Origin of the sequence: Pseudomonas sp. IT-P171 (assembly GCF_949767765.1) — a bacterium.
In the GTDB taxonomy this organism is placed as follows: Bacteria; Pseudomonadota; Gammaproteobacteria; order Pseudomonadales; family Pseudomonadaceae; genus Aquipseudomonas; species Aquipseudomonas fluorescens_B.
The window spans coordinates 1-21,070 of the sequence record NZ_CATKQN010000016.1 but is presented as its reverse complement, the minus strand read 5'-3'; the positions used below and the strand labels follow the sequence as shown (position 1 = coordinate 21,070).

Below are 21,070 nucleotides of genomic sequence, written 5' to 3'. Positions count from 1 at the left end.
GCGTGCCCGAAAACGTGCGGCGATGGTAACGGATGGGCGCGCCACTGCAAGTGTGATCACTGTAGTTGCGCTTCGGGCAAGGTGAGTGTGCGCGGGATCTTCAGCGCATCCCAGTGGACGATTCCCCAGTTCAGCACTTCGCGTGGGGTGGCATACGCCAGTTCGGCGCCCGGATTCTGCCCGAGCGCGCGCAATGCACGCAGTAATAAAGGCGTGGCCTGATCTTCGGTCAGCGGCGGCGAACGGTAGGACTTGCCGAGCTTGTTGCCGTCAGGCTGGGTAATCAGCGGGATGTGCAGATAGCGTGGTTGCGAGAAACCCAGCAGTTCTTGCAGATAGAGCTGACGTGGCGTGGAGTCGAGCAGGTCCGCGCCACGGACGATGTCGGTGATGCCTTGCCAGGCGTCATCGAGGACCACGGCCAGTTGGTAGGCGTAGAGCCCGTCGCGGCGGCGGATCACGAAATCACCGACATCCCGGCCCAGATGCTGGCGGTATTCGCCTTGCACGCGGTCGATGAAGTGGTATTCGAGCTCGGGCACACGCAGGCGAATCGCGGCGTCTTCGGTGCCGTGGCCGGCATTGCGGCACAGGCCCGGATAAATGCCGTGATAGGGCTCAAGCTGTTTTCGCGAACAGGTGCAGGCGTAGGCCAGGCCATGATTGAACAGGCGATTGAGCACTTCGGCGTAGGCGTCGTGCCGGTCGCTCTGTCGGACCAGTTCGCCGTCCCACTCGAAACCGTAGCTTTCCAGCGCCTTGAGGATGGCCGCTTGCGCGCCGGGTTCTTCCCTTGGCGGATCGAGGTCTTCCATGCGCATCAACCAGCGCCCACCCACCGAGCGCGCGTCGAGGTACGAAGCCAGCGCAGCGACCAGCGAGCCGAAATGCAGGTGGCCGCTTGGCGTGGGGGCGAAGCGACCGATGTAGGGGGTGGCAGTCATAAGGGCGATCTATGTTGTCCGGTCGTACGCAAGTCCCTGTGGGAGAGCCTTTGTGGCGAGGGGATTTATCCCCGTCGGGTCGCGTAGCGCCCCCAAACTCTGTCATCGCGATGCGTCAGATAGAACGCATCAACCGGGTTTGCGACTGCTCCGCAGCCGAACGGGGATAATCCCCTCGCCACAAAGGCTCGCTCCCACAGGGTTCTGTCGGGGCAAATATCAGAAACAAAAACGGAGCGTTCGCACGCTCCGTTCTTCGTTCAAGTCGAGATTACTTGCCGACTTGCTTTTCCTTGATTTCCGCCAGGGTCTTGCAGTCAACGCACATGTCGGCGGTAGGGCGGGCTTCCAGTCGCTTGACGCCGATTTCGACGCCGCAGGACTCGCACCAGCCATATTCTTCGTCTTCGATCAATTGCAGCGTCTTGTCGATCTTCTTGATCAACTTGCGCTCACGGTCGCGGGCGCGCAATTCAAGGCTGAATTCTTCTTCCTGACTGGCACGATCTGCCGGGTCGGGGAAGTTCGCCGCTTCGTCTTTCATGTGATCAACCGTGCGGTCGACTTCCTGCATCAAGTCCTGTTTCCACTTGTTCAGGATCTTGGTGAAGTGAGCGCGCATGGGTTTGCCCATGTACTCCTCGCCCTTTACTTCTTTGTAGGGTTCGAAGCCGCTGATCGACTGATTTTGCTGCTTTGCTTGGGTGGGCATGAAATGGACCGCCTCTACTCTTGTAATCCATCTGCGCAGGATTGCTCCATCACCGACACCTGCCGGCCCTGCGGCTGCAAGCGGGCGAACTTACCAGATCAAATCGGGCCGCGCTACTCCCGGATGTCGAGGTAGTGGCCCGAAGGGCTTGCAAAAGATTGCAAAGCCTTGACTGGTGGTGCTGGAGACCTGATCAATTAATGATTTTAGTCAAACCTTGCGCACTCGCATGAGTCGTTTGTGGCCAGGGTCTTAACGCGTCTGACCGCTTTAGGTTCTCGCTCGTTCCTGCGCTTGGGTAGAATCGGTTTTTTTTTCCCGTTGAAGGAAGGCTAATGGCTCAGTCCTACAGTGCCCGCAGTCGCGCAATCGAACCGTTCCATGTCATGGCGCTGCTGGCGCGGGCCAATGAGCTGCAAGCCGCCGGTCACGACGTGATCCACCTGGAAATCGGCGAGCCGGACTTCACCACCGCCGAGCCGATCATCCAGGCCGGCCAGGCTGCACTGACGGCGGGGAAGACCCGTTACACCGCCGCCCGTGGCATCCCCGAGCTGCGTGAAGCGATTTCAGGCTTTTATCAACAGCGTTACGGTTTGAACATCGACCCACAGCGAATCCTCATCACGCCCGGCGGTTCCGGCGCGTTGCTGCTGGCCAGCGCCTTGCTGGTGGATCCGGGCAAACACTGGCTGCTGGCGGACCCGGGTTACCCGTGCAACCGGCATTTCCTGCGGTTGGTGGAAGGCGCTGCGCAGCTGGTGCCTGTGGGGCCGGACGTGCGCTATCAACTGACACCGGACTTGATCGATCGTCATTGGGATCACGGCAGCGTTGGCGCTTTGGTGGCGTCGCCGGCTAACCCGACCGGGACAATTCTGACCCGCGACGAACTGGCGGGGCTGTCGACCGCGATCAAGGCACGCCACGGCCATCTGGTGGTGGACGAGATCTATCACGGCCTGACTTACGGCACCGACGCGGCCAGTGTGCTGGAAGTCGACGACAATGCCTTCGTGCTCAATAGTTTTTCAAAGTATTTCGGCATGACCGGCTGGCGGCTCGGCTGGCTGGTGGCGCCCGAAGCGGCGGTCGGTGAGCTGGAAAAGCTTGCGCAGAACCTTTACATCAGTGCCCCAAGCATGGCCCAGCACGCGGCGCTGGCCTGCTTTGAACCCGCGACCATCGCCATTCTGGAAGAACGCCGCGCCGAATTCGGCCGTCGCCGGGATTTCCTTTTGCCCGCCTTGCGGGAGCTGGGTTTCGGTATCGCCGTCGAGCCGGAAGGGGCGTTCTATTTGTACGCCGATATCAGCCAGTTCGGTGGCGATGCCTTCGCCTTCTGCCGACATTTTCTCGAAACAGAGCACGTGGCGATCACGCCGGGGCTCGACTTCGGGCGTTATCAGGCCGGTCATCACGTTCGGTTTGCCTACACCCAAAGTCTCCCGCGCTTGCAGGAAGCGGTTGAACGCATCGCTCGCGGCTTGAAGAGCTGGCAAGGCTGATGCGCTTTCATCCTCCCCTCGAAGAAGGCCGCCTGATTCGACGTTACAAGCGTTTTCTCGCCGATATCGAAACCGTTCACGGCGAGTTGTTGACCATTCACTGCCCGAACACCGGCTCGATGCTTAATTGCCAGGTCGAGGGCGGGCAGGTGTGGTTCAGTCGTTCCAATGACCCCAAGCGCAAATTGCCGGGCACCTGGGAAGTCGGCGAAACCCCTCAGGGGCGGCTGTTTTGCGTGAACACCGGACGAGCCAACGGTTTGATCGAAGAGGCGCTCAGGGCTGGCGTCATCACCGAACTTAACGGTTTCACCGAACTGAAGCGTGAAGTGGCCTACGGTCAGGAAAGCAGTCGCATCGACTTTCGACTCGATTACCCGTGCGGGCCGGCGTATGTGGAAGTCAAAAGCGTCACGCTGGGGTTCGATGGCTCATCGGTCGCGGCGTTTCCCGATGCGGTCACCCAGCGTGGCGCCAAGCATTTACGGGAATTGGCCCATTTGGCCCGGGACGGGATTCGCGCGGTGCAGTTGTATTGCGTGAACCTCACCGGCATCGATGCCGTGCGTCCTGCAGACGAAATCGATTCGGCCTACGCGGCCGCTTTGCGGGAAGCGGTGTCGTGCGGGGTCGAGGTGTTGGCTTACGGCGTGCGCCTGACCCACGAAGAAATGGTGGTCGACCGGCGTCTGGAGGTGGTGTTCGGCGGTTAAAGATTGATCCAGACGCCTTGATCGTCTTCGCGGCTTGCAATGGTGGTCAAGGATTTCCCGGCACACGGGCCGGAGACGCACTCGCCGTCTTCGATCAAGAACAGTGCGCCGTGAGTGGCGCACTGGATCAGGCTGTTGCTGGGGTCAAGAAACTGGTCGGGTATCCATTCCAGCCCGACGCCACGGTGTGGGCAGCGGTTGATGTAGACGTAGACCTGACCGGCCCGGCGCACGGCAAAGAGTTTCTGGCCGTCGAGGTCGAAACCGCGGCTGCCGGACTCGGCCAGCTCAGAGCCTGTGCAAAGAAACTTCATGTCTATCCTCAACTCCGTCGGCTCGTGACCGGATATGTCCGAGCTTGACGTTCAAATGCAAACAATTATCAAATGGCCGCCTTGCCCATCGGGCGCAGGTGCGGATGCCGAGGATACTTGGCCTGTCACTTCAATGCCCGGGAAAACCTTTAAAGGAAGCTGTTTATGCGCCTGAGTACCCGCGTTGCCGCGCTGTGTGTCGGACTCCTCGTCAGTCACCATGCCGCGGCGGCCGAGTTGCCACAACGCTGGGTCAGCGCCGGCGCGGCCTTGTCGGAGTGGGTCAGTGCGCTGGGCGGCGAATCGAAACTGGTGGGTGTCGATACCACCAGCCAGCATCCGGAATCCCTCAAGGCGTTGCCCAGCATCGGCTATCAGCGGCAGTTGTCCGCAGAAGGCATCCTGAGCTTACGCCCGCAAATTCTGGTCGGCACCGAAGAAATGGGCCCACCGCCGGTGCTGTCGCAGATTCGTACGGCGGGCGTGCAGGTCGAACTGTTCTCGGCCCGGCCGGATCTGCCGACGTTGCAGGGTAACTTGCGGCAGTTGGGCAAGTTGCTCGGAGCAGAAGACAAGGCTGCGCAATTGTTCGAGGCTTATCAACAGCAACTCGATCAGCAAAGGATTCGGGTCACCCACGCGCAGTTGACACAACCTTCACCTGGCGTACTGGTGCTGCTCGGTCACGCGGGCGGCAAACCGCTGATCGCCGGCAAGGACACCGCTGCCGATTGGTTGATCCAGAAGGCCGGCGGGCACAATCTGGCGACGCACACCGGTTACAAACCTTTTTCCAATGAATCCTTGATCAGTCTGGACCCTGAGGTGCTGGTATTTGCCGACCGCGCACTGAGCGGCGACGCAGCGCGTGCAGCGTTGTTCAAGGAAAACCCGATTCTGTCCTCGACCCGCGCCGCCCGGGACGGGCGCGTCATGGAGCTTGATCCGACGCTGCTGGTGGGTGGGCTCGGCCCGCGGTTGCCCGATGCGTTGAAAAAGGTCAGTGACGGTTTCTATCCGGGCACGGCAGCCCAATGACCGTTCTGGTAAAACCCCGAACGCTGTTCATTGGCCTGAGCCTCCTGTGTTTGCTGGCGATCTGGCTGTCATTGGCGTTAGGGCCGGTGAGCCTGCCGCTGCTCGATACCTTGCGTGCGGCGTTGCGCATGATCGGCTTGCCCATTGCGCCCGACGGGCTGGAGCAGGCCGAACTGATCCTCGGGCAAATTCGCCTGCCGCGTACCTTGCTGGGGCTGGCGGTAGGCGGTGTGTTGGCGTTGTCGGGCGTGGCGATGCAGGGATTGTTTCGCAACCCGTTGGCCGATCCGGGCCTGGTGGGTGTTTCCAGTGGTGCGGCATTGGGCGCGGCGATTGCGATTGTCGGCGGTTCCGTTTTTGGCGGTTTGCCGGAATCCCTCGGACCTTATCTGTTATCGCTATGCGCGTTTCTGGGTGGCCTTGGGGTGACCGCGTTGGTGTATCGACTGGGCCGGCGTAATGGGCAAACCAATGTCGCGACGATGCTCCTGGCGGGTATCGCATTGACGGCGCTGGCGGGCTCGGCAGTGGGACTGTTCACCTATCTGGCCGACGATGCGACCCTGCGCACGCTGACCTTCTGGAACCTGGGCAGTCTCAATGGCGCCAGCTATTCGCGCCTCTGGCCATTATTGCTGATCAGTGTCGGCGTGGCGCTGTGGTTGCCGCGTCGGGCCAAGGCCCTGAATGCGTTGTTGCTGGGAGAGTCGGAGGCCGGTCACCTGGGGATCGACGTCGAAAGGCTCAAGCGCGAATTGGTGTTCTGCACGGCGCTGGGTGTCGGGGCGGCGGTGGCGGCAGCGGGGATGATCGGGTTTGTCGGGTTGGTGGTGCCGCATTTGGTGCGCCTGCTGGCCGGTCCCGATCATCGGGTGTTGTTGCCGGCCTCGGTGCTGGCGGGCGCCAGTCTCCTGTTGTTCGCCGATCTGCTGGCGCGACTGGCGCTGGCCCCCGCCGAACTTCCGATCGGCATTGTCACCGCGTTCATCGGCGCTCCGTTCTTCCTCTATTTACTGCTCCGAGGGCGTGCCTGATGTTGCGAACGCAAGATCTGCAAATCCTCCGGGGACGCAAGATCGTCCTGACGGACATCACACTTGAACTCAATCCGGGGGAAGTCCTCGGCGTACTGGGGCCTAACGGTGCCGGCAAAAGTACGCTGCTGGGTGCCTTGTGTGGTGAGTTGCCGGCGAATCAGGGCAGCGTATGGCTCGATGAACGCGAGTTGCGTGACTGGACCGGCACCCAGCGAGCCCAGCGTCTGGCGGTGTTGCCGCAAGTCTCGACCCTGGACTTCGCTTTTCGCGTCGAGGAGGTCGTCGGTATGGGGCGTTTGCCGCATCAGAGCGGCCGGGTCCGGGACGACGAAATCGTCGCCGCTGCGTTGCAGGCCGCCGATGCCGGGCATCTGAGTGGTCGCAGCTATCTGGCATTGTCCGGCGGCGAACGTCAGCGGGTGCATCTGGCTCGGGTGCTGGCGCAACTCTGGCCGGGTGAAGCGGGGCAAACGCTGTTGCTCGATGAACCGACTTCGATGCTTGATCCGCTGCATCAGCACACTACGCTGCAAGCGGTGCGCGAGTTCGCTGATCGCGGTGCGGCGGTGCTGGTGATCCTGCATGATCTGAACCTGGCGGCGCGCTATTGTGATCGCCTGTTACTGCTCGAAGGCGGACGCCCGGTGGCACTTGATACTCCCGAGCAGGTGTTGCGCCCTGAGCCGCTCAAGGCGGTGTTCGGGCTGGAAGTGCTGGTGCAACAGCACCCGGAGCGCGGGCATCCGCTGATCATCGCCCGCTGATACAGGATGGGAGTGAGTGCATGCGCGTCATGGTGATTCTGGTTGTGTTGGTACTCAGTGCTTGCCAGCATGTTTCGACGCCGCCACCGGTCGTCGGCGAGATCCGCGACCTGCGCACCGGCCAGGCGCTGACGGCACAGGAGCTGGTGCTGCGACTGGCCGAGCCTTCGCGATTGATCGTGGGTGAACAGCATGACAATCGCGATCACCACGAGTTGCAGCGCTGGTTATTGCAGGTGCTTGGAGAGCAGCGCCCGCAAGGCAGTCTGCTGTTGGAAATGCTCACGCCGGACCAACAGCCGCGCGTCGATGATGCTCGTCATGCCTCGACGCTGCCCACCGATTTGCCAGCTGCATTGGCCTGGCAACCTGGCTGGGACTGGAATCTCTACGGCCCGATCGTCCGTTTCGCCCTGACCCAACCGTACCCACTGCTGGCCGCCAATCTGGACATCGTCGAGGTGCGTGCTTTCCACGCCCATCCGCCGATATTGAGTGGCGCTCGCTCCCATGCCGCACCGGTGAAGGCTGAGTTATTGGCCCAGATCAGCGAGTCTCATTGTGGCTTGCTGCCCACCTCGCAGATGCCGGCGATGCTCGCGGTCCAGCAACAACGTGATCGACGCATGGCTGAGCGGCTGCTGGCGGCACCCCCCCCCGCGCTGCTGTTTGCCGGCGCTTATCACGCGCGCAAAGACGTGGGTGTCCCGATTCACACGCTTGATCTGGGCGCGCCCGAAGCGCCAACGGTATTGATGCTGGCGCAACAGGGCAGTGAGGTCACGGCGGCGATGGCCGATTACGTCTGGTACACACCTGCCACGCCGGCACCGGATTACTGTGCAGACATGCGCAAGCAGTTCGGCAAGTAACAGGCACTTTTCCACAGGAAAAAAAAGACCCGGCAAGAGCCGGGTCAAATAACCGTGATTAGCCTGATGAGGAGATATCTGAGAGTCCGAACCAAGGGCTTTTCAAATATCGACCAGTCTCGCGACCAGTTGTGATAATCATAGCGATTCTCATTACCAAGTCAACCGCTGATTCTTCATTTATCTGAAATTCACCTTTCGGTCGCCGAAAAGCCCCGTAACATTGGGTTTCAGGGTGTGCCTGGCTGCGTAACTTGCTTGTTCCGCAAGCACACGCTGCGCCCGTTCAATTCTTGTGGCGTGACGAGATAGCTTCCAGCTGTTTATTCAAGGCTTCCTTGCGCTCGGCGGGAATGTCGTTCCAGTGCACGTCCATCAAAGCGCCTTCGATCGCATACAACAACACCTTGGATGCCCGAAACCCGCGTGTGCGCACGGCCCGATAAGCGTCCACCGCTCCCAGGCGACGCAAGTCCGAGGCGCTGTGGATGCCCACGGCATGCAGCCATTGCGCCGACGTCTTGCCAAGATTCTTCAGGTGCTGCAGTTCATCATTCATCAAGCCTCCTTGCGACGGCCGAACGGTGCGTGGGCAAGCTTCTGAGGAGTGTAGCCATCAGTAGGAAAAGCGTGATTGTTTGGTCGGTTTCGGAGCAAATGCTTCTAAGAGGCAAGATTAATGAGCGGCGTAAAAGTACGCGAACACGATAGGAACAGGCGGGAGGGTGTCAGGTTCTCAAGCCGAAAATGCCCACAGTCCAGCGCAAGGCGGGGGCGCTGGACATGTCAGTTATCGGTCGTTTTTAACGGGTGCGATAACGCAGGCGAGTGCCGAAATTCATCGACATCAGGATTTCGTCGGCACTCAGTTCTGGCGGAAAGTAGGCGCCGGAAATCTGTGCATGGGCCAGGCTGGCCCCTTCCAGCTTGGAGTGAGTGAAGTCGATGCCGCGCAAGTCGGCGGAGCGGAAATAGGCATCGGTAAAGTCGACGCCGTCGGCGTTCAGCTCTCGCAGGTCCAGGCCTCGGAAATCACCACCGACCATGTCGATAGGCCCGTCTTTTGGACGTTCGTTGTTGAAACCTGTGATGTCGTCTTTGTGCAGCAAGGCATAAAGCGGGGTGTCGAGAAGTTTGGGCTGGTTCATGTCACATCACCTGTTGGTTTTATGACGCCAGTATAGTGCCACTATTTGACAGCCGTGAAGCCGGCGAAGGCTCCACGGCTGAAATACTTTCCTACAGCCCTGGCAAGCGTTGGCGAATTTGCGCAACGACGGTGTCGAGGGTTCCGGCTTCATTGGTCTGAACGCGCTTGCTGCAGAGGATTTCTTCTGGCGTCAGGGCTTCACGACTGGCTTGCTGGGCTGCGATCACAGCCAGGTTGGCGTCGGACGGATCCTTTTTGTCTGCCTGACGCAGGGCCAGCCAGCTTTCGATCACCGCCTGTGGCGCGTTGCAGTCAAGGATCAGGAACGGCGCCCCGGTGGCTTCGGCAATTCTGGCCGCGCCATCACGCTGATCGCGCTTGAGGTAAGTGGCATCGACCACCACCGGGAAGCCGGCTCGCAGGATCACGGCGGCGATTTCATGCAGACGGGTGTAGGTCGCGGCGCTGGCGTCTGCGCTATAAATGCCGGCCTGCGGATCGTTCGCGACGGTTTGCTCGCCGAACAGGCGTTTGCGTTCTACATCGGAGCGCAGGCGGATCGCGCCCAGCGCTTCCACCAGTCGCATGGCCACATGGCTTTTGCCGACAGCCGAAACGCCGTGCGTAATGGCCATGAAGCGCGAAGGAATGGTGCTGTAGCTTTCCGCCAGGTTGGCGTAGTTGCGGTACTGGCGCAGGGTGGTGGCGCGCTGCACCGGGTCGGCTTCGGCCGGCATGCTGAACAGGCTGACCTTGGCGCGAACCAGTGCGCGGTAGGCTTTATAGAAGTTCAGCAGCTCCAGGCCCTGGTAATCGCCGGTCAGCTCCAGGTATTGGCTGATGAAGCGACGGGCCAGGCTTTTCAGTCCGCGGTCTTCAAGGTCCATTGCCAGGAAACCGGTGTCGGCATAGACGTCGGTGAAACGGAACGGTTCGTTGAATTCGATGCAGTCGAAGATCACGACCTTGCCATCGATCACGGTGGCGTTACCCAGGTGGATGTCGCCGTGGCACTCGCGGATGAAACCTTCGGCCTTGCGTTGGGCGAACAGCGGCTTGAGGCGTTCGAAGCTGCTTTCGGCCCAGGCTTGCAGGGCGTCGAGTTGCAGCAGGTCGGCCTTGTCGCTCAGGAACGGGCGGATCTGTTCGAAGTTCTGCCGCACCGGCGCCATGACGCTGTCTGGCGTGCCGGCTTCGTGTTCCGCAGGTACTTTTGGTGCGGTGAGGTGGAATTGCGCAATCTGTGCGGCCATCTCGTCGATGTGCGCGGTGGTCAATTCGCCATTGGCTTGCAGGGTGCTGAGCAGTTGGCTCTGTGGGAACTGACGCATCTTCAGCGCATATTCGATGACCGGGCCTTCGCCGCCCAGTTGTGGTGCTTCGGCACTGCCGGTAATCGGCAACACTTCGAGGTACAAATCATTGGTCAGACGCTGATTCAGGCGCAGCTCTTCGCCGCAGAAATGCTCGCGAGCCTCAAGGCTGGTGAAGTCGAGGAAGCCGAAATTGACCGGCTTCTTCACTTTATAGGCAAACGGGCCTGTGAGAATTACCCAGGAGATGTGGGTTTCGATGACCTGGAACCCGTCTACCGGATGCGGGTAAAGGGCCGGGTTTTGCAGGGCGGCGATCAGGGACTGGCTCACAGGTGTTCCTTCAGAGTCTGGGAAAATTCACGGTCGCCATTATGGCCGCAAGTCCGCCCGACGCAAACCTCGGAGGGCTCCTGTTGAGTATGAATAAAGTGCGTATAATCCGGCGCCATGACTCGTACTCGATCCCCCCGCACCCCCAAAAAACCACCTTCCAGGGGCCTGAGCCCTTGGCTGGGCTGGGCCCTTAAACTCAGTCTGGTCGGCCTCGTGGTGCTCGCCGGATTCGCGGTTTACCTCGACGCTATTGTCCAGGAGAAGTTCTCCGGCAAGCGCTGGACCATCCCGGCCAAGGTGTATGCGCGCCCGCTTGAGCTGTTCACCGGCCAGAAGCTGAGCAAGGAAGACTTCCTCACCGAACTCGACGCTTTGGGCTATCGCCGCGAAAGTGTGAGCAACGGCCCCGGCGCTGCGTCAGTCAACGGCAACACCGTCGACTTGAATACCCGTGGTTTCCAGTTCTATGAAGGTCTGGAGAAAGCGCAGCCCGTGCGCGTGCGATTCTCCGGCGACTACGTGGCCGAACTCTCGGCGACCAACGGTTCGAAGCTTTCTGTCGTGCGGCTGGAACCGCTGCTGATCGGCGGGATTTACCCGAAGAATCTCGAAGACCGCATTCTGATCAAGATCGATCAGGTGCCGCCGTATTTGCTGGAAACCCTGATTGCCGTGGAGGATCGGGACTTCTATAGCCATTGGGGCGTGTCGCCGAAGTCGATTGCCCGCGCCATCTGGGTCAACACCTCGGGCGGCAAGATGACCCAGGGCGGCAGTACCCTGACGCAACAGTTGGTCAAGAACTTCTACCTGACCAGCGAACGCAGCCTGACCCGCAAACTCACCGAAGCCATGATGGCAATGCTGCTTGAGCTGCATTACGACAAACGGGAAATTCTTGAGGCTTACCTCAATGAAGTGTTCGTCGGTCAGGATGGTCAGCGCGCGGTGCACGGTTTCGGTCTGGCCAGCCAGTTCTTCTTCGGGCAGCCGTTGTCCGAGTTGAAACTGCATCAAGTTGCGATGCTGGTAGGCATGGTCAAGGGGCCGTCCTATTACAACCCGCGTCGCAATCCGGAGCGGGCGCTCGAGCGGCGCAACCTGGTGCTCGACGTACTTGAGCAGCAAGGCGTCGCCACCGCCGAACAGGTCGCTGCGGCGAAGAAAATGCCGTTGGGCGTGACGACACGCGGCAAACTGGCCGACAGTTCGTTCCCCGGTTTTATCGATCTGGTTAAACGTCAGCTGCGCGAAGACTATCGCGATGAAGACTTGACCGAAGAAGGCCTGCGGATCTTCACCAGTTTCGATCCTATTTTGCAGATGAAAGCCGAAGCGTCGGTCAACGATACGTTCAAGCGCTTGTCCGGGCGTAAAGGCTCCGATGACGTTGAAGCGGCGATGGTCGTGACCAACCCGGAGACCGGCGAAGTCCAGGCCATGATCGGCAGTCGTCAGGCGAGCTTCGCCGGTTTCAACCGGGCGCTGGATGCTGTCCGACCGATCGGCTCGCTGATCAAGCCGGCGGTCTATCTGACAGCCCTTGAGAAACCGACCCAGTACACGTTGACCAGCTGGCTGTCGGACGAATCCTTCTCGGTCAAAGGCGCGGACGGTCAGGTCTGGAAACCGCAGAACTATGACCGCCGCTCCCATGGCACGGTTTTCCTTTATCAAGGCCTGGCACATTCCTACAATTTGTCTACCGCGCGTCTGGGGTTGGCGGTGGGCGTGCCGAATGTCTTGAAGACGGTGGCTCGCCTGGGTGTGAGTCGCGAGTTTCCGGCATTTCCGTCGATGCTGCTGGGCGCTGGCGGCATGACGCCGATCGAAGTGGCGACCATGTACCAAACCCTCGCCAACGGTGGGTTCAATACGCCGATGCGCGGGATCCGTAGCGTACTGACGGCCGAAGGCGAGCCGCTCAAGCGGTATCCGTTCCAGATTCAGCAGCGTTTCGATCCGGCTTCTATATACCTGATCCAGAGCGCCATGCAGCGGGTCATGCGTGAAGGCACCGGCAGTTCGGTTTACAACGTGTTGCCGAAAACTCTGACGCTGGCCGGCAAGACCGGTACCAGTAACGATTCGCGAGACAGCTGGTTCGCCGGTTTCAGTCAGGACTTGCTGGCGGTGGTGTGGTTGGGGCGCGACGACAACGGCAAGACACCGTTTACCGGTGCCACCGGTGCGTTGCAGGTCTGGACCAGTTTCATGCGCAAGGCCGATCCGTTGCCGCTGGATATGCCGCAGCCGGATAATGTGGTTCAGGCCTGGGTCGATTCACATACCGGGCAAGGCTCTGATGCCAACTGCCCAGGCGCCGTGCAGATGCCGTATATTCGCGGCAGCGAACCGCCTCCCGGCGCCGCGTGCGGTGGCGAAAGCCCTGTTAACGGTGAAACGGTGATGGATTGGGTCAAGGGCTGGATGAATTAAGCAAAGAGGGTTTCAAGTGAACAAGTGGTTGATTCCAGCGGTGACCGCCGTGGCTTTGCTCAGCGGTTGCTCAAGCGTACAGCGCGGTTCGATTCCGGTTGTGGATGCCGGCAGCGCCGTTTCCAACAGTGAACGGGTTTCGGCAAATGGCGGATTTCGTCAGACGACGACCAAGCGTCCTGTGCAAGCCCAGGCGCAAGCGATTCCGCAAGGCGACACTGGCGTCGTGGTCATGGTGCCGGGTGGCGGAGCAGTGGCGTCGGCACCGATCAGCACCTCGCCGATTACGCCTGGCCCGATGACCTCGGGTCCGATCGACACCTCGCCGGTTCAGTCGGCGCCGATCAATCAGGGCAGCTACAGCATGCCGTCGACACCGAGCGGGATTCCTTCGTCGAGCGCTGGTGGCCTGTCTGCCGACGAACAGCTGGACGGCCCGGTGCTGGCATTGCTGACCACCGCTCAGCAGCAACAGGCCGGTGGCGACCTCAACGGTGCCTCTTCCAGTCTCGAACGCGCCCAGCGTGTCGCGCCGCGTGAGCCGCAAGTGCTTTATCGTCTGGCTCAGGTCCGCATGGCGCAAGGCGATGCGGCACAAGCCGAACAGTTCGCTCGTCGCGGTCTGACGTTCGCCAATGGTCGTCCGGCGCTTCAGGCCAGCCTGTGGGAACTGATTGCGCAGGCTCGTGAGAAACAGGGTGATTCCGCAGGCGCATCACTGGCCCGTCAAAAGGCCAAGGTTTCGTCGTGATGGATGCACGCTTTCCCAAGATTGCCGAGCAGTTGCTATTGATCGAGCGCGAGCTGCGCGTTCAGGGGTGGTGGGGCGATGTCTCGCCTTCCGCTGAGGCGCTGTCCAGCGTCGAGCCGTTCTCGGTCGATACGTTGGATTTCGAGCAGTGGCTGCAATGGATTTTCCTGCCTCGCATGAAAACAATCCTGGAGCAGGATTTACCGCTGCCCAATGCTTCTGGCATTCAGGAGATGGCCGAAATGGTCTTCGCCGCGCGCAATGTTCAGGGCAGGGATCGGCAGTTGCAGGTACTGCTCAAAGAGTTCGACCTGTTGATTACCGCCTCTCGCTGACCCGTTCTTTGTAGGGACGAGCTTCTGCTCCTACAGGCGTTACTGGCAGTTCTCGGCGATCTGTCTCTGCGCTTCTGCGGTGCGCTCCTGACGTTGTTCGTCAGTCAGGCGGCGCATCTCACCGTCGACATCCTCCCGCAGTCGCGGATTGTTCTGCAGTTGCGCCAGGTTCGTCCGAGCCTGCTCACAGAACACCTTCAGTTGGGCTTGCTGCTCGGCGACCTGTTTTTTCACTGTCTTGTCGACGGCTTGTTGATCACCGATGGTGTTACTGCGTGGCAGCGTAGCCGGCTTGCCCGCAGAGGGTGAGGGCGTGACCACGGTCGCGGCTTCCCGGCCCTGGGGCGGTTGCGCATCGAAGTGGGTAACGCCCTGCTCATCGACCCATTTGTATATCTGGGCGGCCATGGACACAGGGCAGATGCCGATCAGCAGGCTGGCGGCCAGGAAAAACGTTCGCATGCCATTTCCTTGTATTGAGTTGCGCAATCGAAGCTAACACAGTTGCTGTTTCGCGGTTTTTTCTTGCTTTCTCATGTGCTTAGTTCAATAAAGCACATTGACGACTTGACTTGCAGGGGACGAAACAGAAGAATCCAAAGTCCGCTGTAGAGGGACTGCCAGAAGCAGACCCACTCGGCAGATCATGAGGCGCACACCCGCGCCGACCTGTTACACCCGCAACGCGTTACCTCGCGCTGGGTGGGAAAGGCCCGCAACACTTGGGACGATCCCAATACTTGCTCAGTCAGTGCTGACGTAGTCGGCGACCACCGTCGCTCATGCTCTGCCGAGAAGTAAACCTATTAAGACCCGTCCGCCTTTGATGTGGACGGTATTCTGGCGTTTTAGAGGTGAACAACGTGGAGCTTTTATCTGGCGGTGAGATGCTCGTCCGCTTTTTGCGTGACGAAGGCGTCAAATATATCTACGGGTACCCGGGTGGTGCTCTTCTTCATGTCTACGATGCCCTGTTCAAAGAACCGGAAGTGACACACATCCTGGTTCGTCACGAGCAGGCTGCGACCCATATGGCTGACGGCTATGCCCGTGCCACCGGTAAAGCCGGCGTGGTACTGGTGACCTCCGGCCCGGGCGCAACAAACGCCATCACCGGTATTGCCACCGCGTATATGGACTCCATTCCGATGGTGGTCATTTCCGGCCAGGTGCCTAGCACCATGGTAGGCACCGATGCGTTCCAGGAAACCGACATGATCGGTATCTCCCGGCCGATCGTGAAGCACAGCTTCATGATCAAGCACGCCTCGGAAATCCCGGAAGTCATGAAGAAGGCGTTCTACCTGGCGCAATCCGGTCGTCCTGGTCCGGTCGTTGTCGATATCCCGAAAGACATGACCAACCCGGCCGAGAAGTACGAATACATCTTCCCGAAAAAAGCCAAGCTGCGTTCCTACAGCCCGGCCGTTCGCGGTCACTCCGGGCAAATCCGCAAGGCAGCCGAAATGCTCCTGGCGGCCAAGCGTCCGGTGATGTACGCCGGCGGTGGCGTGATTCTCGGTGGTGGCTCCGCGCCGCTGACCGAATTGGCGAAGATGCTCAACCTGCCAGTGACCAATACCCTGATGGGGCTGGGTGCCTACCCTGGCACCGACCGTCAGTTCATCGGCATGCTCGGCATGCACGGCAGCTACACCGCTAACCTGGCGATGCACCATGCTGACGTGATCCTCGCAGTCGGCGCACGTTTCGACGATCGCGTGATCAACGGCGCGTCGAAGTTCTGTCCGAACGCCAAGATCATTCACATCGACATCGATCCGGCTTCGATCTCCAAGACCATCAAGGCCGACGTACCTATCGTCGGTCCGGTCGAGAGCGTCCTGACCGAAATGGTCGCGATCCTCAAGGAAATCGGCGAGACCCCGAACAAGGAGTCCGTTGCGAGCTGGTGGAAGCAGGTTGATGAATGGCGCGGTGATCGCGGCCTGTTCCCTTACGACAAGGGCGACGGCAGCATCATCAAGCCGCAGACTGTGATCGAAACCCTGTGCGAAGTGACCAAGGGGGATGCCTTTGTGGCCTCCGACGTGGGTCAGCACCAAATGTTCGCGGCGCAGTATTACAAGTTCAACAAGCCGAACCGCTGGATCAACTCCGGTGGCCTGGGCACCATGGGCTTCGGTTTTCCGGCGGCCATGGGTATCAAGTTGAGCTTCCCGGATGCCGACGTCGTCTGCGTGACAGGCGAGGGCAGTATCCAGATGAACATTCAGGAGTTGTCGACCTGCCTGCAGTACGGTTTGCCGGTCAAGATCGTCATCCTGAACAACGGTGTTCTGGGTATGGTTCGCCAATGGCAAGACATGAGTTACGGCAGCCGTCACTCGCACTCCTATATGGAATCGCTGCCTGATTTCGTCAAGCTGGCCGAGGCTTATGGTCACGTCGGCGTGCGCATCACCGAATCGAAAGATTTGAAGTCGAAGATGGAAGAAGCGTTCGCCATGAAGGATCGCCTGGTGGTGCTCGATATTTCGGTCGATACCAGCGAGCACGTCTACCCGATGCAGATCAAAGACGGCTCCATGCGCGATATGTGGCTGAGCAAGACGGAGCGTACTTAATCATGCGGCATATTATTTCCTTGCTTCTGGAAAACGAACCCGGCGCTTTGTCTCGTGTAGTCGGCCTGTTCTCGCAGCGCAACTACAACATCGAAAGCCTGACTGTGGCGCCAACCGAAGACCCGACTCTGTCGCGTCTGACGCTGACCACGGTGGGCCACGATGAGGTCATCGAGCAGATCACCAAGAACCTGAACAAGCTGATTGAAGTGGTCAAACTGGTCGACCTGTCGGAAAGTGCTCACATCGAGCGCGAACTGATGCTGGTCAAGGTCAAGGCCACCGGCGCCCAGCGCGCCGAGATCAAGCGCACCACCGATATTTACCGTGGGCAGATCGTCGATGTCAGCGCTAGCGTGTATACCGTTCAATTGACCGGTACCAGCGACAAGCTCGACAGCTTCATTCAGTCCATCGGCACCGCGTCGATTCTGGAAACCGTCCGCAGCGGCGTAACCGGTATTGCTCGCGGCGACAAAGTACTCAGCATCTAAACCAAATTAGCGAACGGCCTGAACGGCCTGGATATATAGGGGAATTTCATGAAAGTTTATTACGAAAAAGACTGCGACCTGTCGATCATCCAGGGCAAGAAAGTTGCCATCATCGGTTACGGTTCCCAAGGCCACGCTCAAGCGTGCAACCTGAAAGACTCCGGCGTTGACGTCACTGTCGGCCTGCGTAAAGGCTCGGCCACTGTTGCCAAAGCCGAAGCCCACGGCCTGAAAGTGACCGACGTTGCTTCCGCAGTTGCAGCTGCCGACCTGGTCATGATCCTGACCCCGGACGAGTTCCAGTCTGCCCTGTACAAGAACGAAATCGAGCCGAACATCAAGAAAGGCGCCACCCTGGCCTTCTCCCATGGCTTCGCGATCCACTACAACCAGGTTGTGCCGCGCGCTGACCTCGACGTGATCATGATCGCGCCGAAGGCACCGGGTCACACCGTGCGTTCCGAGTTCGTCAAAGGCGGCGGTATTCCTGACCTGATCGCTATCTACCAGGATGCTTCCGGCAACGCCAAAAACGTTGCACTGTCCTACGCTGCTGGCGTGGGTGGTGGTCGCACCGGCATCATCGAAACTACCTTCAAAGACGAGACCGAAACCGACCTGTTCGGCGAGCAAGCCGTTCTGTGCGGCGGTACCGTTGAACTGGTCAAGGCCGGTTTCGAAACCCTGGTTGAAGCTGGCTACGCGCCGGAAATGGCCTACTTCGAGTGCCTGCACGAACTGAAACTGATCGTTGACCTCATGTACGAAGGCGGTATCGCCAACATGAACTACTCGATCTCCAACAACGCTGAATACGGCGAATACGTGACCGGCCCGGAAGTGATCAACGCCGAATCCCGTCAGGCCATGCGCAACGCCCTGAAACGTATTCAGGACGGCGAATACGCCAAGATGTTCATCAGCGAAGGCGCAACCGGCTATCCTTCGATGACCGCCAAGCGTCGTAACAACGCCGCTCACGGTATCGAAATCATCGGCGAGCAACTGCGCTCCATGATGCCGTGGATCGGTGCCAACAAGATCGTCGACAAAGCCAAAAACTAAGTCGCGCACTTGTACGGAAAACGCGGCCTAGGCCGCGTTTTTTCGTTTGCGCGGCCGGTTCTGGTATAAAGCTGCATCGTTTGCGGCCGAACCCTCGTCCCAGACACCTGTCGAAACTTTCCACCCCGTTGCAAGGTAATGTCCATGAGCGAACGTCCCGAAGAGCCAAACCAGGCTTCTGACGCCGAAAGCCTGCTGCCCATCGATGAACACATCGAAGAAGGGCATGACGCTGAAGGTCGTAAAGTCCGGCATCGTGGTATCTATCTTCTGCCGAATCTGTTTACCACTGCGAACCTGTTCGCAGGGTTCTACTCCATCATCAGCTCGATGAGTGCCCAGAGCGCGTTGAGTGCCGGTGATGCAATCGGTGCGAGCAAGTATTTTGCGTTTGCCGCGATCGCCATTTTTGTCGCCATGGTGCTCGACGGTCTCGACGGTCGCGTTGCCCGTATGACCAATACCCAGAGTGCCTTCGGTGCCGAGTACGACTCGCTCTCCGATATGGTCGCCTTCGGTGTCGCACCGGCATTGCTGGCCTTTGGCTGGGCCTTGGGCGATATGGGCAAGGTCGGCTGGATGGTCGCCTTCATTTATGTCGCTGGCGCCGCACTGCGTCTGGCGCGTTTCAATACCCAAGTGGGCACTGCGGACAAACGCTACTTCATCGGCCTGGCCAGTCCGGCTGCCGCGGGTGTGGTTGCAGGGATTGTCTGGGCGTTCAGCGATTACGGCATTCAGGGCTCGAAGATGTCTTTCCTGGTGGCGCTAATGGTCGCTGCCGCCGGCATGTTGATGGTCAGTAACATCAAGTACAACAGCTTCAAGGAGCTGGACCTGAAAGGGCGCGTACCTTTTGTGGCGATCCTTGCGGTCGTGCTGGTGTTCGCCGTCGTATTCAGTGATCCGCCGCGCATCCTGCTGCTGGTTTTCCTCGCCTACGCAGCATCGGGTCCGGTTCAATATCTGTTACGTCTTCGTCGGCACAAAAACACGTAATTTCCCTCATACTCCGCAGTCTATTGGTGTATCTGTTCTCCAATTCTGCGGAGTTGCCATGCTGATCAAAGTCCCCAAGACGTCCGACTGCCACGAGTCGGACGTTACGCCTGAATCCCTCTATCTATCTCGTCGAAATGTGCTGGGTGCTGCCGTCGCCGGTTTGGCAGTGAGCAGCTTGCCGAGCTGGGTCAGCGCGGACGATGCCGTGCGCTATCCGGATGTCGAGCCTGGCAAGGCGCCTTCCTGGTTTGCCGAGAAACTTCCTTCTACCCGGTGGGGGGCGGTCAACGTCAAGGATGAAGCGATCACGCCATTCAAGGATGCAACCCACTACAACAATTTCTATGAGTTCGGCACCGATAAAGGTGATCCGGCGACGAACGCGGGCGCGCTGAAAACCGAACCCTGGAGCGTTGTGGTGGATGGGGAGGTCGGCAAGCCGGGTCGATATGCGCTGGAAGACTTCATGAAGCCGTACCAGCTGGAGGAGCGCATTTATCGTCTTCGTTGCGTGGAGGCCTGGTCGATGGTTATCCCGTGGATCGGTTTTCCCCTATCGGCTCTGCTCAAGGAAGTGGAGCCGACCTCCAAAGCCAGATTCATACGCTTCGAAACCCTGCAGGATCCGAAGACCATGCCGGGTCAGCGCTCTGGTTTTGCCTTGATCGACTGGCCCTATGTAGAAGGGCTGCGTCTGGATGAGGCAATGAACCCGTTGGCGATTCTTGCGGTGGGCATGTATGGGCGCGAGTTGCCTAACCAGAATGGCGCGCCTTTGCGCCTGGTGGTGCCATGGAAATACGGCTTCAAGAGCATCAAATCCATCGTGCGGATCAGCCTCGTCAGCGAACAGCCGAAAACCACCTGGCAAAGCATTGCCGCGGATGAGTATGGCTTTTATGCGAACGTGAACCCGACTGTCGATCATCCGCGCTGGACCCAGGCCCGGGAGCGGCGTTTGCCGAGTGGTCTGTTCAAGCCCAACGTGCGCGACACGCAAATGTTCAACGGCTACTCGGATGAAGTCGCTTCTTTATATGCAGGGCTCGATCTGCGGAAGAATTACTGATGCGATATCCGTTATGGCGAGTGGCGGTCTTCATCGCGGCGGCGATATGGCCGTTGCTTTGGCTTTACCAGGCCTGGGCGGATGTGCTGGGGCCGGATCCGGGTAAGGTGCTGGTTGATCGGTTAGGGCTGGGGGCGCTTGTGCTACTGCTTATTACGTTGAGCATGACGCCTTTGCAGAAACTTAGCGGTTGGGCGGGGTGGATTGCTGTCCGTCGGCAACTGGGTTTGTGGTGTTTCGCTTATGTGGTTCTGCATTTGAGCGGTTACACGGCGTTCATTCTCGGTTTCGATTGGTCCCAGATGGGTGTCGAATTGCGCAAACGTCCCTACATTATTGTCGGGGCGCTTGGCTTCCTTTGTTTGTTGGCGTTGGCGTTGACCTCTAATCGCTACAGTCAGCGGCGTTTGGGATCTCGCTGGAAGAAGTTGCATCGGCTGGTTTATGTGGTTCTCGGACTCGGATTGCTGCATATGTTGTGGATTGTGCGTGCCGATCTAAAGGAGTGGGCTGTTTATGCCTCAATAGGGGGGTTGCTGTTAGTTCTGCGCCTACCCCCGGTAACCCGCCGAATTCCACGTCTAATCGCTAAAAAGCCATCTTCTGCAAGAAAAGCGTAATTAAGA

22 protein-coding genes are annotated in these 21,070 nt (G+C 59.4%); 15 read left to right on the top strand and 7 right to left on the bottom strand.

What is annotated here, in order from left to right; genetic code table 11:
- Positions 1–56 precede the first annotated feature (56 nt).
- Both gluQRS and dksA read right to left on the bottom strand, forming a co-directional pair.
- Positions 57–944, bottom strand: a complete 888-nt coding sequence (gene gluQRS / locus ACM6I5_RS14080; RefSeq protein ID WP_414878299.1) for a tRNA glutamyl-Q(34) synthetase GluQRS — start codon at positions 942–944, stop codon at positions 57–59.
- A 271-nt stretch (positions 945–1,215) separates the two neighbouring features.
- Complete coding sequence (dksA, locus tag ACM6I5_RS14075; RefSeq protein ID WP_007902025.1) at positions 1,216–1,656, bottom strand: RNA polymerase-binding protein DksA; 441 nt, start codon at positions 1,654–1,656, stop codon at positions 1,216–1,218.
- 335 nt (positions 1,657–1,991) lie between these two features.
- Between dksA and ACM6I5_RS14070 the strand changes: the two genes are divergently transcribed.
- Entirely contained in the window at positions 1,992–3,164 is a 1,173-nt protein-coding gene (locus tag ACM6I5_RS14070) for a pyridoxal phosphate-dependent aminotransferase (RefSeq protein WP_414884093.1), read from the top strand.
- A complete protein-coding gene (gene sfsA / locus ACM6I5_RS14065) occupies positions 3,164–3,877 on the top strand; it encodes a DNA/RNA nuclease SfsA (RefSeq protein ID WP_017340801.1) in 714 nt (237 codons plus the stop codon). Before ACM6I5_RS14070 ends, sfsA begins: the two co-directional genes overlap by 1 nt.
- On the opposite strand, the gene ACM6I5_RS14060 is transcribed toward sfsA, so the two are convergent.
- Complete coding sequence (locus ACM6I5_RS14060) at positions 3,874–4,191, bottom strand: Rieske (2Fe-2S) protein (protein ID WP_414884092.1); 318 nt, start codon at positions 4,189–4,191, stop codon at positions 3,874–3,876. The genes sfsA and ACM6I5_RS14060 overlap by 4 nt on opposite strands.
- A 165-nt stretch (positions 4,192–4,356) precedes the next feature.
- Here ACM6I5_RS14060 and ACM6I5_RS14055 point away from each other — a divergent pair, with 165 nt between their 5' ends.
- From ACM6I5_RS14055 to ACM6I5_RS14040, 4 genes are read left to right on the top strand one after another with little or no spacing between them, the layout of a single operon-like run.
- Positions 4,357–5,229 carry a heme/hemin ABC transporter substrate-binding protein gene (locus ACM6I5_RS14055; RefSeq protein ID WP_414884091.1) on the top strand — a complete coding sequence of 291 codons (873 nt, stop codon included), beginning with the start codon at positions 4,357–4,359 and terminating at the stop codon, positions 5,227–5,229.
- A gap of 50 nt (positions 5,230–5,279) precedes the next feature.
- Positions 5,280–6,263 carry a FecCD family ABC transporter permease gene (locus ACM6I5_RS14050; RefSeq protein WP_193393008.1) on the top strand — a complete coding sequence of 328 codons (984 nt, stop codon included), beginning with the start codon at positions 5,280–5,282 and terminating at the stop codon, positions 6,261–6,263.
- Positions 6,263–7,030, top strand: coding sequence for a heme ABC transporter ATP-binding protein (locus tag ACM6I5_RS14045; protein ID WP_414884090.1), 768 nt, complete (start codon positions 6,263–6,265; stop codon positions 7,028–7,030). The genes ACM6I5_RS14050 and ACM6I5_RS14045 overlap by 1 nt, the downstream gene beginning before the upstream one ends.
- A gap of 20 nt (positions 7,031–7,050) precedes the next feature.
- Positions 7,051–7,902, top strand: coding sequence for a ChaN family lipoprotein (locus ACM6I5_RS14040; RefSeq protein ID WP_414884089.1), 852 nt, complete (start codon positions 7,051–7,053; stop codon positions 7,900–7,902).
- A 286-nt stretch (positions 7,903–8,188) separates the two neighbouring features.
- On the opposite strand, the gene ACM6I5_RS14035 is transcribed toward ACM6I5_RS14040, so the two are convergent.
- The 3 genes from ACM6I5_RS14035 to ACM6I5_RS14025 all read right to left on the bottom strand — a co-directional run bounded on the left by ACM6I5_RS14035 (position 8,189) and on the right by ACM6I5_RS14025 (position 10,698).
- Positions 8,189–8,461, bottom strand: coding sequence for a TfoX/Sxy family protein (locus ACM6I5_RS14035; RefSeq protein WP_007971093.1), 273 nt, complete (start codon positions 8,459–8,461; stop codon positions 8,189–8,191).
- A 244-nt stretch (positions 8,462–8,705) separates the two neighbouring features.
- A complete protein-coding gene (locus ACM6I5_RS14030; RefSeq protein ID WP_017340795.1) occupies positions 8,706–9,050 on the bottom strand; it encodes a pentapeptide repeat-containing protein in 345 nt (114 codons plus the stop codon).
- Between the two features lie 91 nt (positions 9,051–9,141).
- On the bottom strand, positions 9,142–10,698 hold the full coding sequence (locus ACM6I5_RS14025; protein WP_414878291.1) for an AAA family ATPase: 1,557 nt from the start codon (positions 10,696–10,698) through the stop codon (positions 9,142–9,144).
- Between the two features lie 117 nt (positions 10,699–10,815).
- On the opposite strand from ACM6I5_RS14025, the gene mrcB reads away from it, so the two are divergent.
- From mrcB to ACM6I5_RS14010, 3 genes are read left to right on the top strand one after another with little or no spacing between them, the layout of a single operon-like run.
- A complete protein-coding gene (gene mrcB / locus ACM6I5_RS14020; RefSeq protein WP_414878290.1) occupies positions 10,816–13,140 on the top strand; it encodes a penicillin-binding protein 1B in 2,325 nt (774 codons plus the stop codon).
- Between the two features lie 16 nt (positions 13,141–13,156).
- A complete protein-coding gene (locus ACM6I5_RS14015; RefSeq protein ID WP_414884088.1) occupies positions 13,157–13,891 on the top strand; it encodes a tetratricopeptide repeat protein in 735 nt (244 codons plus the stop codon).
- A complete protein-coding gene (locus ACM6I5_RS14010; protein WP_017340791.1) occupies positions 13,891–14,226 on the top strand; it encodes a YqcC family protein in 336 nt (111 codons plus the stop codon). The genes ACM6I5_RS14015 and ACM6I5_RS14010 overlap by 1 nt, the downstream gene beginning before the upstream one ends.
- A gap of 39 nt (positions 14,227–14,265) precedes the next feature.
- On the opposite strand, the gene ACM6I5_RS14005 is transcribed toward ACM6I5_RS14010, so the two are convergent.
- Positions 14,266–14,688 (bottom strand): DUF4124 domain-containing protein, encoded by a 423-nt coding sequence (locus ACM6I5_RS14005; protein WP_414884087.1) that lies wholly within the window; start codon positions 14,686–14,688, stop codon positions 14,266–14,268.
- Positions 14,689–15,089: 401 nt separating this feature from the next.
- On the opposite strand from ACM6I5_RS14005, the gene ACM6I5_RS14000 reads away from it, so the two are divergent.
- From ACM6I5_RS14000 to msrQ, 6 genes are all read left to right on the top strand, one after another.
- Entirely contained in the window at positions 15,090–16,814 is a 1,725-nt protein-coding gene (locus ACM6I5_RS14000) for an acetolactate synthase 3 large subunit (RefSeq protein WP_031319122.1), read from the top strand.
- Positions 16,815–16,816: 2 nt separating this feature from the next.
- The gene (gene ilvN, locus ACM6I5_RS13995; RefSeq protein WP_003176102.1) at positions 16,817–17,308 is read left to right on the top strand and encodes an acetolactate synthase small subunit; all 492 of its coding nucleotides are present in this window, start codon (positions 16,817–16,819) and stop codon (positions 17,306–17,308) included.
- 48 nt (positions 17,309–17,356) lie between these two features.
- On the top strand, positions 17,357–18,373 hold the full coding sequence (gene ilvC, locus ACM6I5_RS13990; RefSeq protein ID WP_007948647.1) for a ketol-acid reductoisomerase: 1,017 nt from the start codon (positions 17,357–17,359) through the stop codon (positions 18,371–18,373).
- A gap of 144 nt (positions 18,374–18,517) precedes the next feature.
- On the top strand, positions 18,518–19,372 hold the full coding sequence (gene pssA / locus ACM6I5_RS13985) for a CDP-diacylglycerol--serine O-phosphatidyltransferase (RefSeq protein WP_017340788.1): 855 nt from the start codon (positions 18,518–18,520) through the stop codon (positions 19,370–19,372).
- A 58-nt stretch (positions 19,373–19,430) separates the two neighbouring features.
- Positions 19,431–20,444: a protein-methionine-sulfoxide reductase catalytic subunit MsrP gene (gene msrP, locus ACM6I5_RS13980; RefSeq protein ID WP_017340787.1), complete on the top strand. Its 1,014-nt coding sequence runs from the start codon at positions 19,431–19,433 to the stop codon at positions 20,442–20,444.
- Positions 20,444–21,064 carry a protein-methionine-sulfoxide reductase heme-binding subunit MsrQ gene (msrQ, locus tag ACM6I5_RS13975; RefSeq protein WP_414878286.1) on the top strand — a complete coding sequence of 207 codons (621 nt, stop codon included), beginning with the start codon at positions 20,444–20,446 and terminating at the stop codon, positions 21,062–21,064. The genes msrP and msrQ overlap by 1 nt, the downstream gene beginning before the upstream one ends.
- The last annotated feature ends 6 nt before the right edge of the window (positions 21,065–21,070 follow it).

Coding starts and splice junctions, on each gene's coding strand:
- ACM6I5_RS14045 (WP_414884090.1), top strand. CDS start 6,263: ATGTTGCGAACGCAAGATCTGCAAATCCTCCGGGGACGCAAGATCGTC.
- pssA (WP_017340788.1), top strand. CDS start 18,518: ATGAGCGAACGTCCCGAAGAGCCAAACCAGGCTTCTGACGCCGAAAGC.
- dksA (WP_007902025.1), bottom strand. CDS start 1,656: ATGCCCACCCAAGCAAAGCAGCAAAATCAGTCGATCAGCGGCTTCGAA.
- ACM6I5_RS14060 (WP_414884092.1), bottom strand. CDS start 4,191: ATGAAGTTTCTTTGCACAGGCTCTGAGCTGGCCGAGTCCGGCAGCCGC.
- ilvC (WP_007948647.1), top strand. CDS start 17,357: ATGAAAGTTTATTACGAAAAAGACTGCGACCTGTCGATCATCCAGGGC.
- ACM6I5_RS14070 (WP_414884093.1), top strand. CDS start 1,992: ATGGCTCAGTCCTACAGTGCCCGCAGTCGCGCAATCGAACCGTTCCAT.
- ACM6I5_RS14030 (WP_017340795.1), bottom strand. CDS start 9,050: ATGAACCAGCCCAAACTTCTCGACACCCCGCTTTATGCCTTGCTGCAC.
- mrcB (WP_414878290.1), top strand. CDS start 10,816: ATGACTCGTACTCGATCCCCCCGCACCCCCAAAAAACCACCTTCCAGG.
- msrQ (WP_414878286.1), top strand. CDS start 20,444: ATGCGATATCCGTTATGGCGAGTGGCGGTCTTCATCGCGGCGGCGATA.
- ACM6I5_RS14040 (WP_414884089.1), top strand. CDS start 7,051: ATGCGCGTCATGGTGATTCTGGTTGTGTTGGTACTCAGTGCTTGCCAG.
- msrP (WP_017340787.1), top strand. CDS start 19,431: ATGCTGATCAAAGTCCCCAAGACGTCCGACTGCCACGAGTCGGACGTT.
- ACM6I5_RS14010 (WP_017340791.1), top strand. CDS start 13,891: ATGGATGCACGCTTTCCCAAGATTGCCGAGCAGTTGCTATTGATCGAG.
- gluQRS (WP_414878299.1), bottom strand. CDS start 944: ATGACTGCCACCCCCTACATCGGTCGCTTCGCCCCCACGCCAAGCGGC.
- ACM6I5_RS14035 (WP_007971093.1), bottom strand. CDS start 8,461: ATGAATGATGAACTGCAGCACCTGAAGAATCTTGGCAAGACGTCGGCG.
- sfsA (WP_017340801.1), top strand. CDS start 3,164: ATGCGCTTTCATCCTCCCCTCGAAGAAGGCCGCCTGATTCGACGTTAC.
- ilvN (WP_003176102.1), top strand. CDS start 16,817: ATGCGGCATATTATTTCCTTGCTTCTGGAAAACGAACCCGGCGCTTTG.
- ACM6I5_RS14005 (WP_414884087.1), bottom strand. CDS start 14,688: ATGCGAACGTTTTTCCTGGCCGCCAGCCTGCTGATCGGCATCTGCCCT.
- ACM6I5_RS14055 (WP_414884091.1), top strand. CDS start 4,357: ATGCGCCTGAGTACCCGCGTTGCCGCGCTGTGTGTCGGACTCCTCGTC.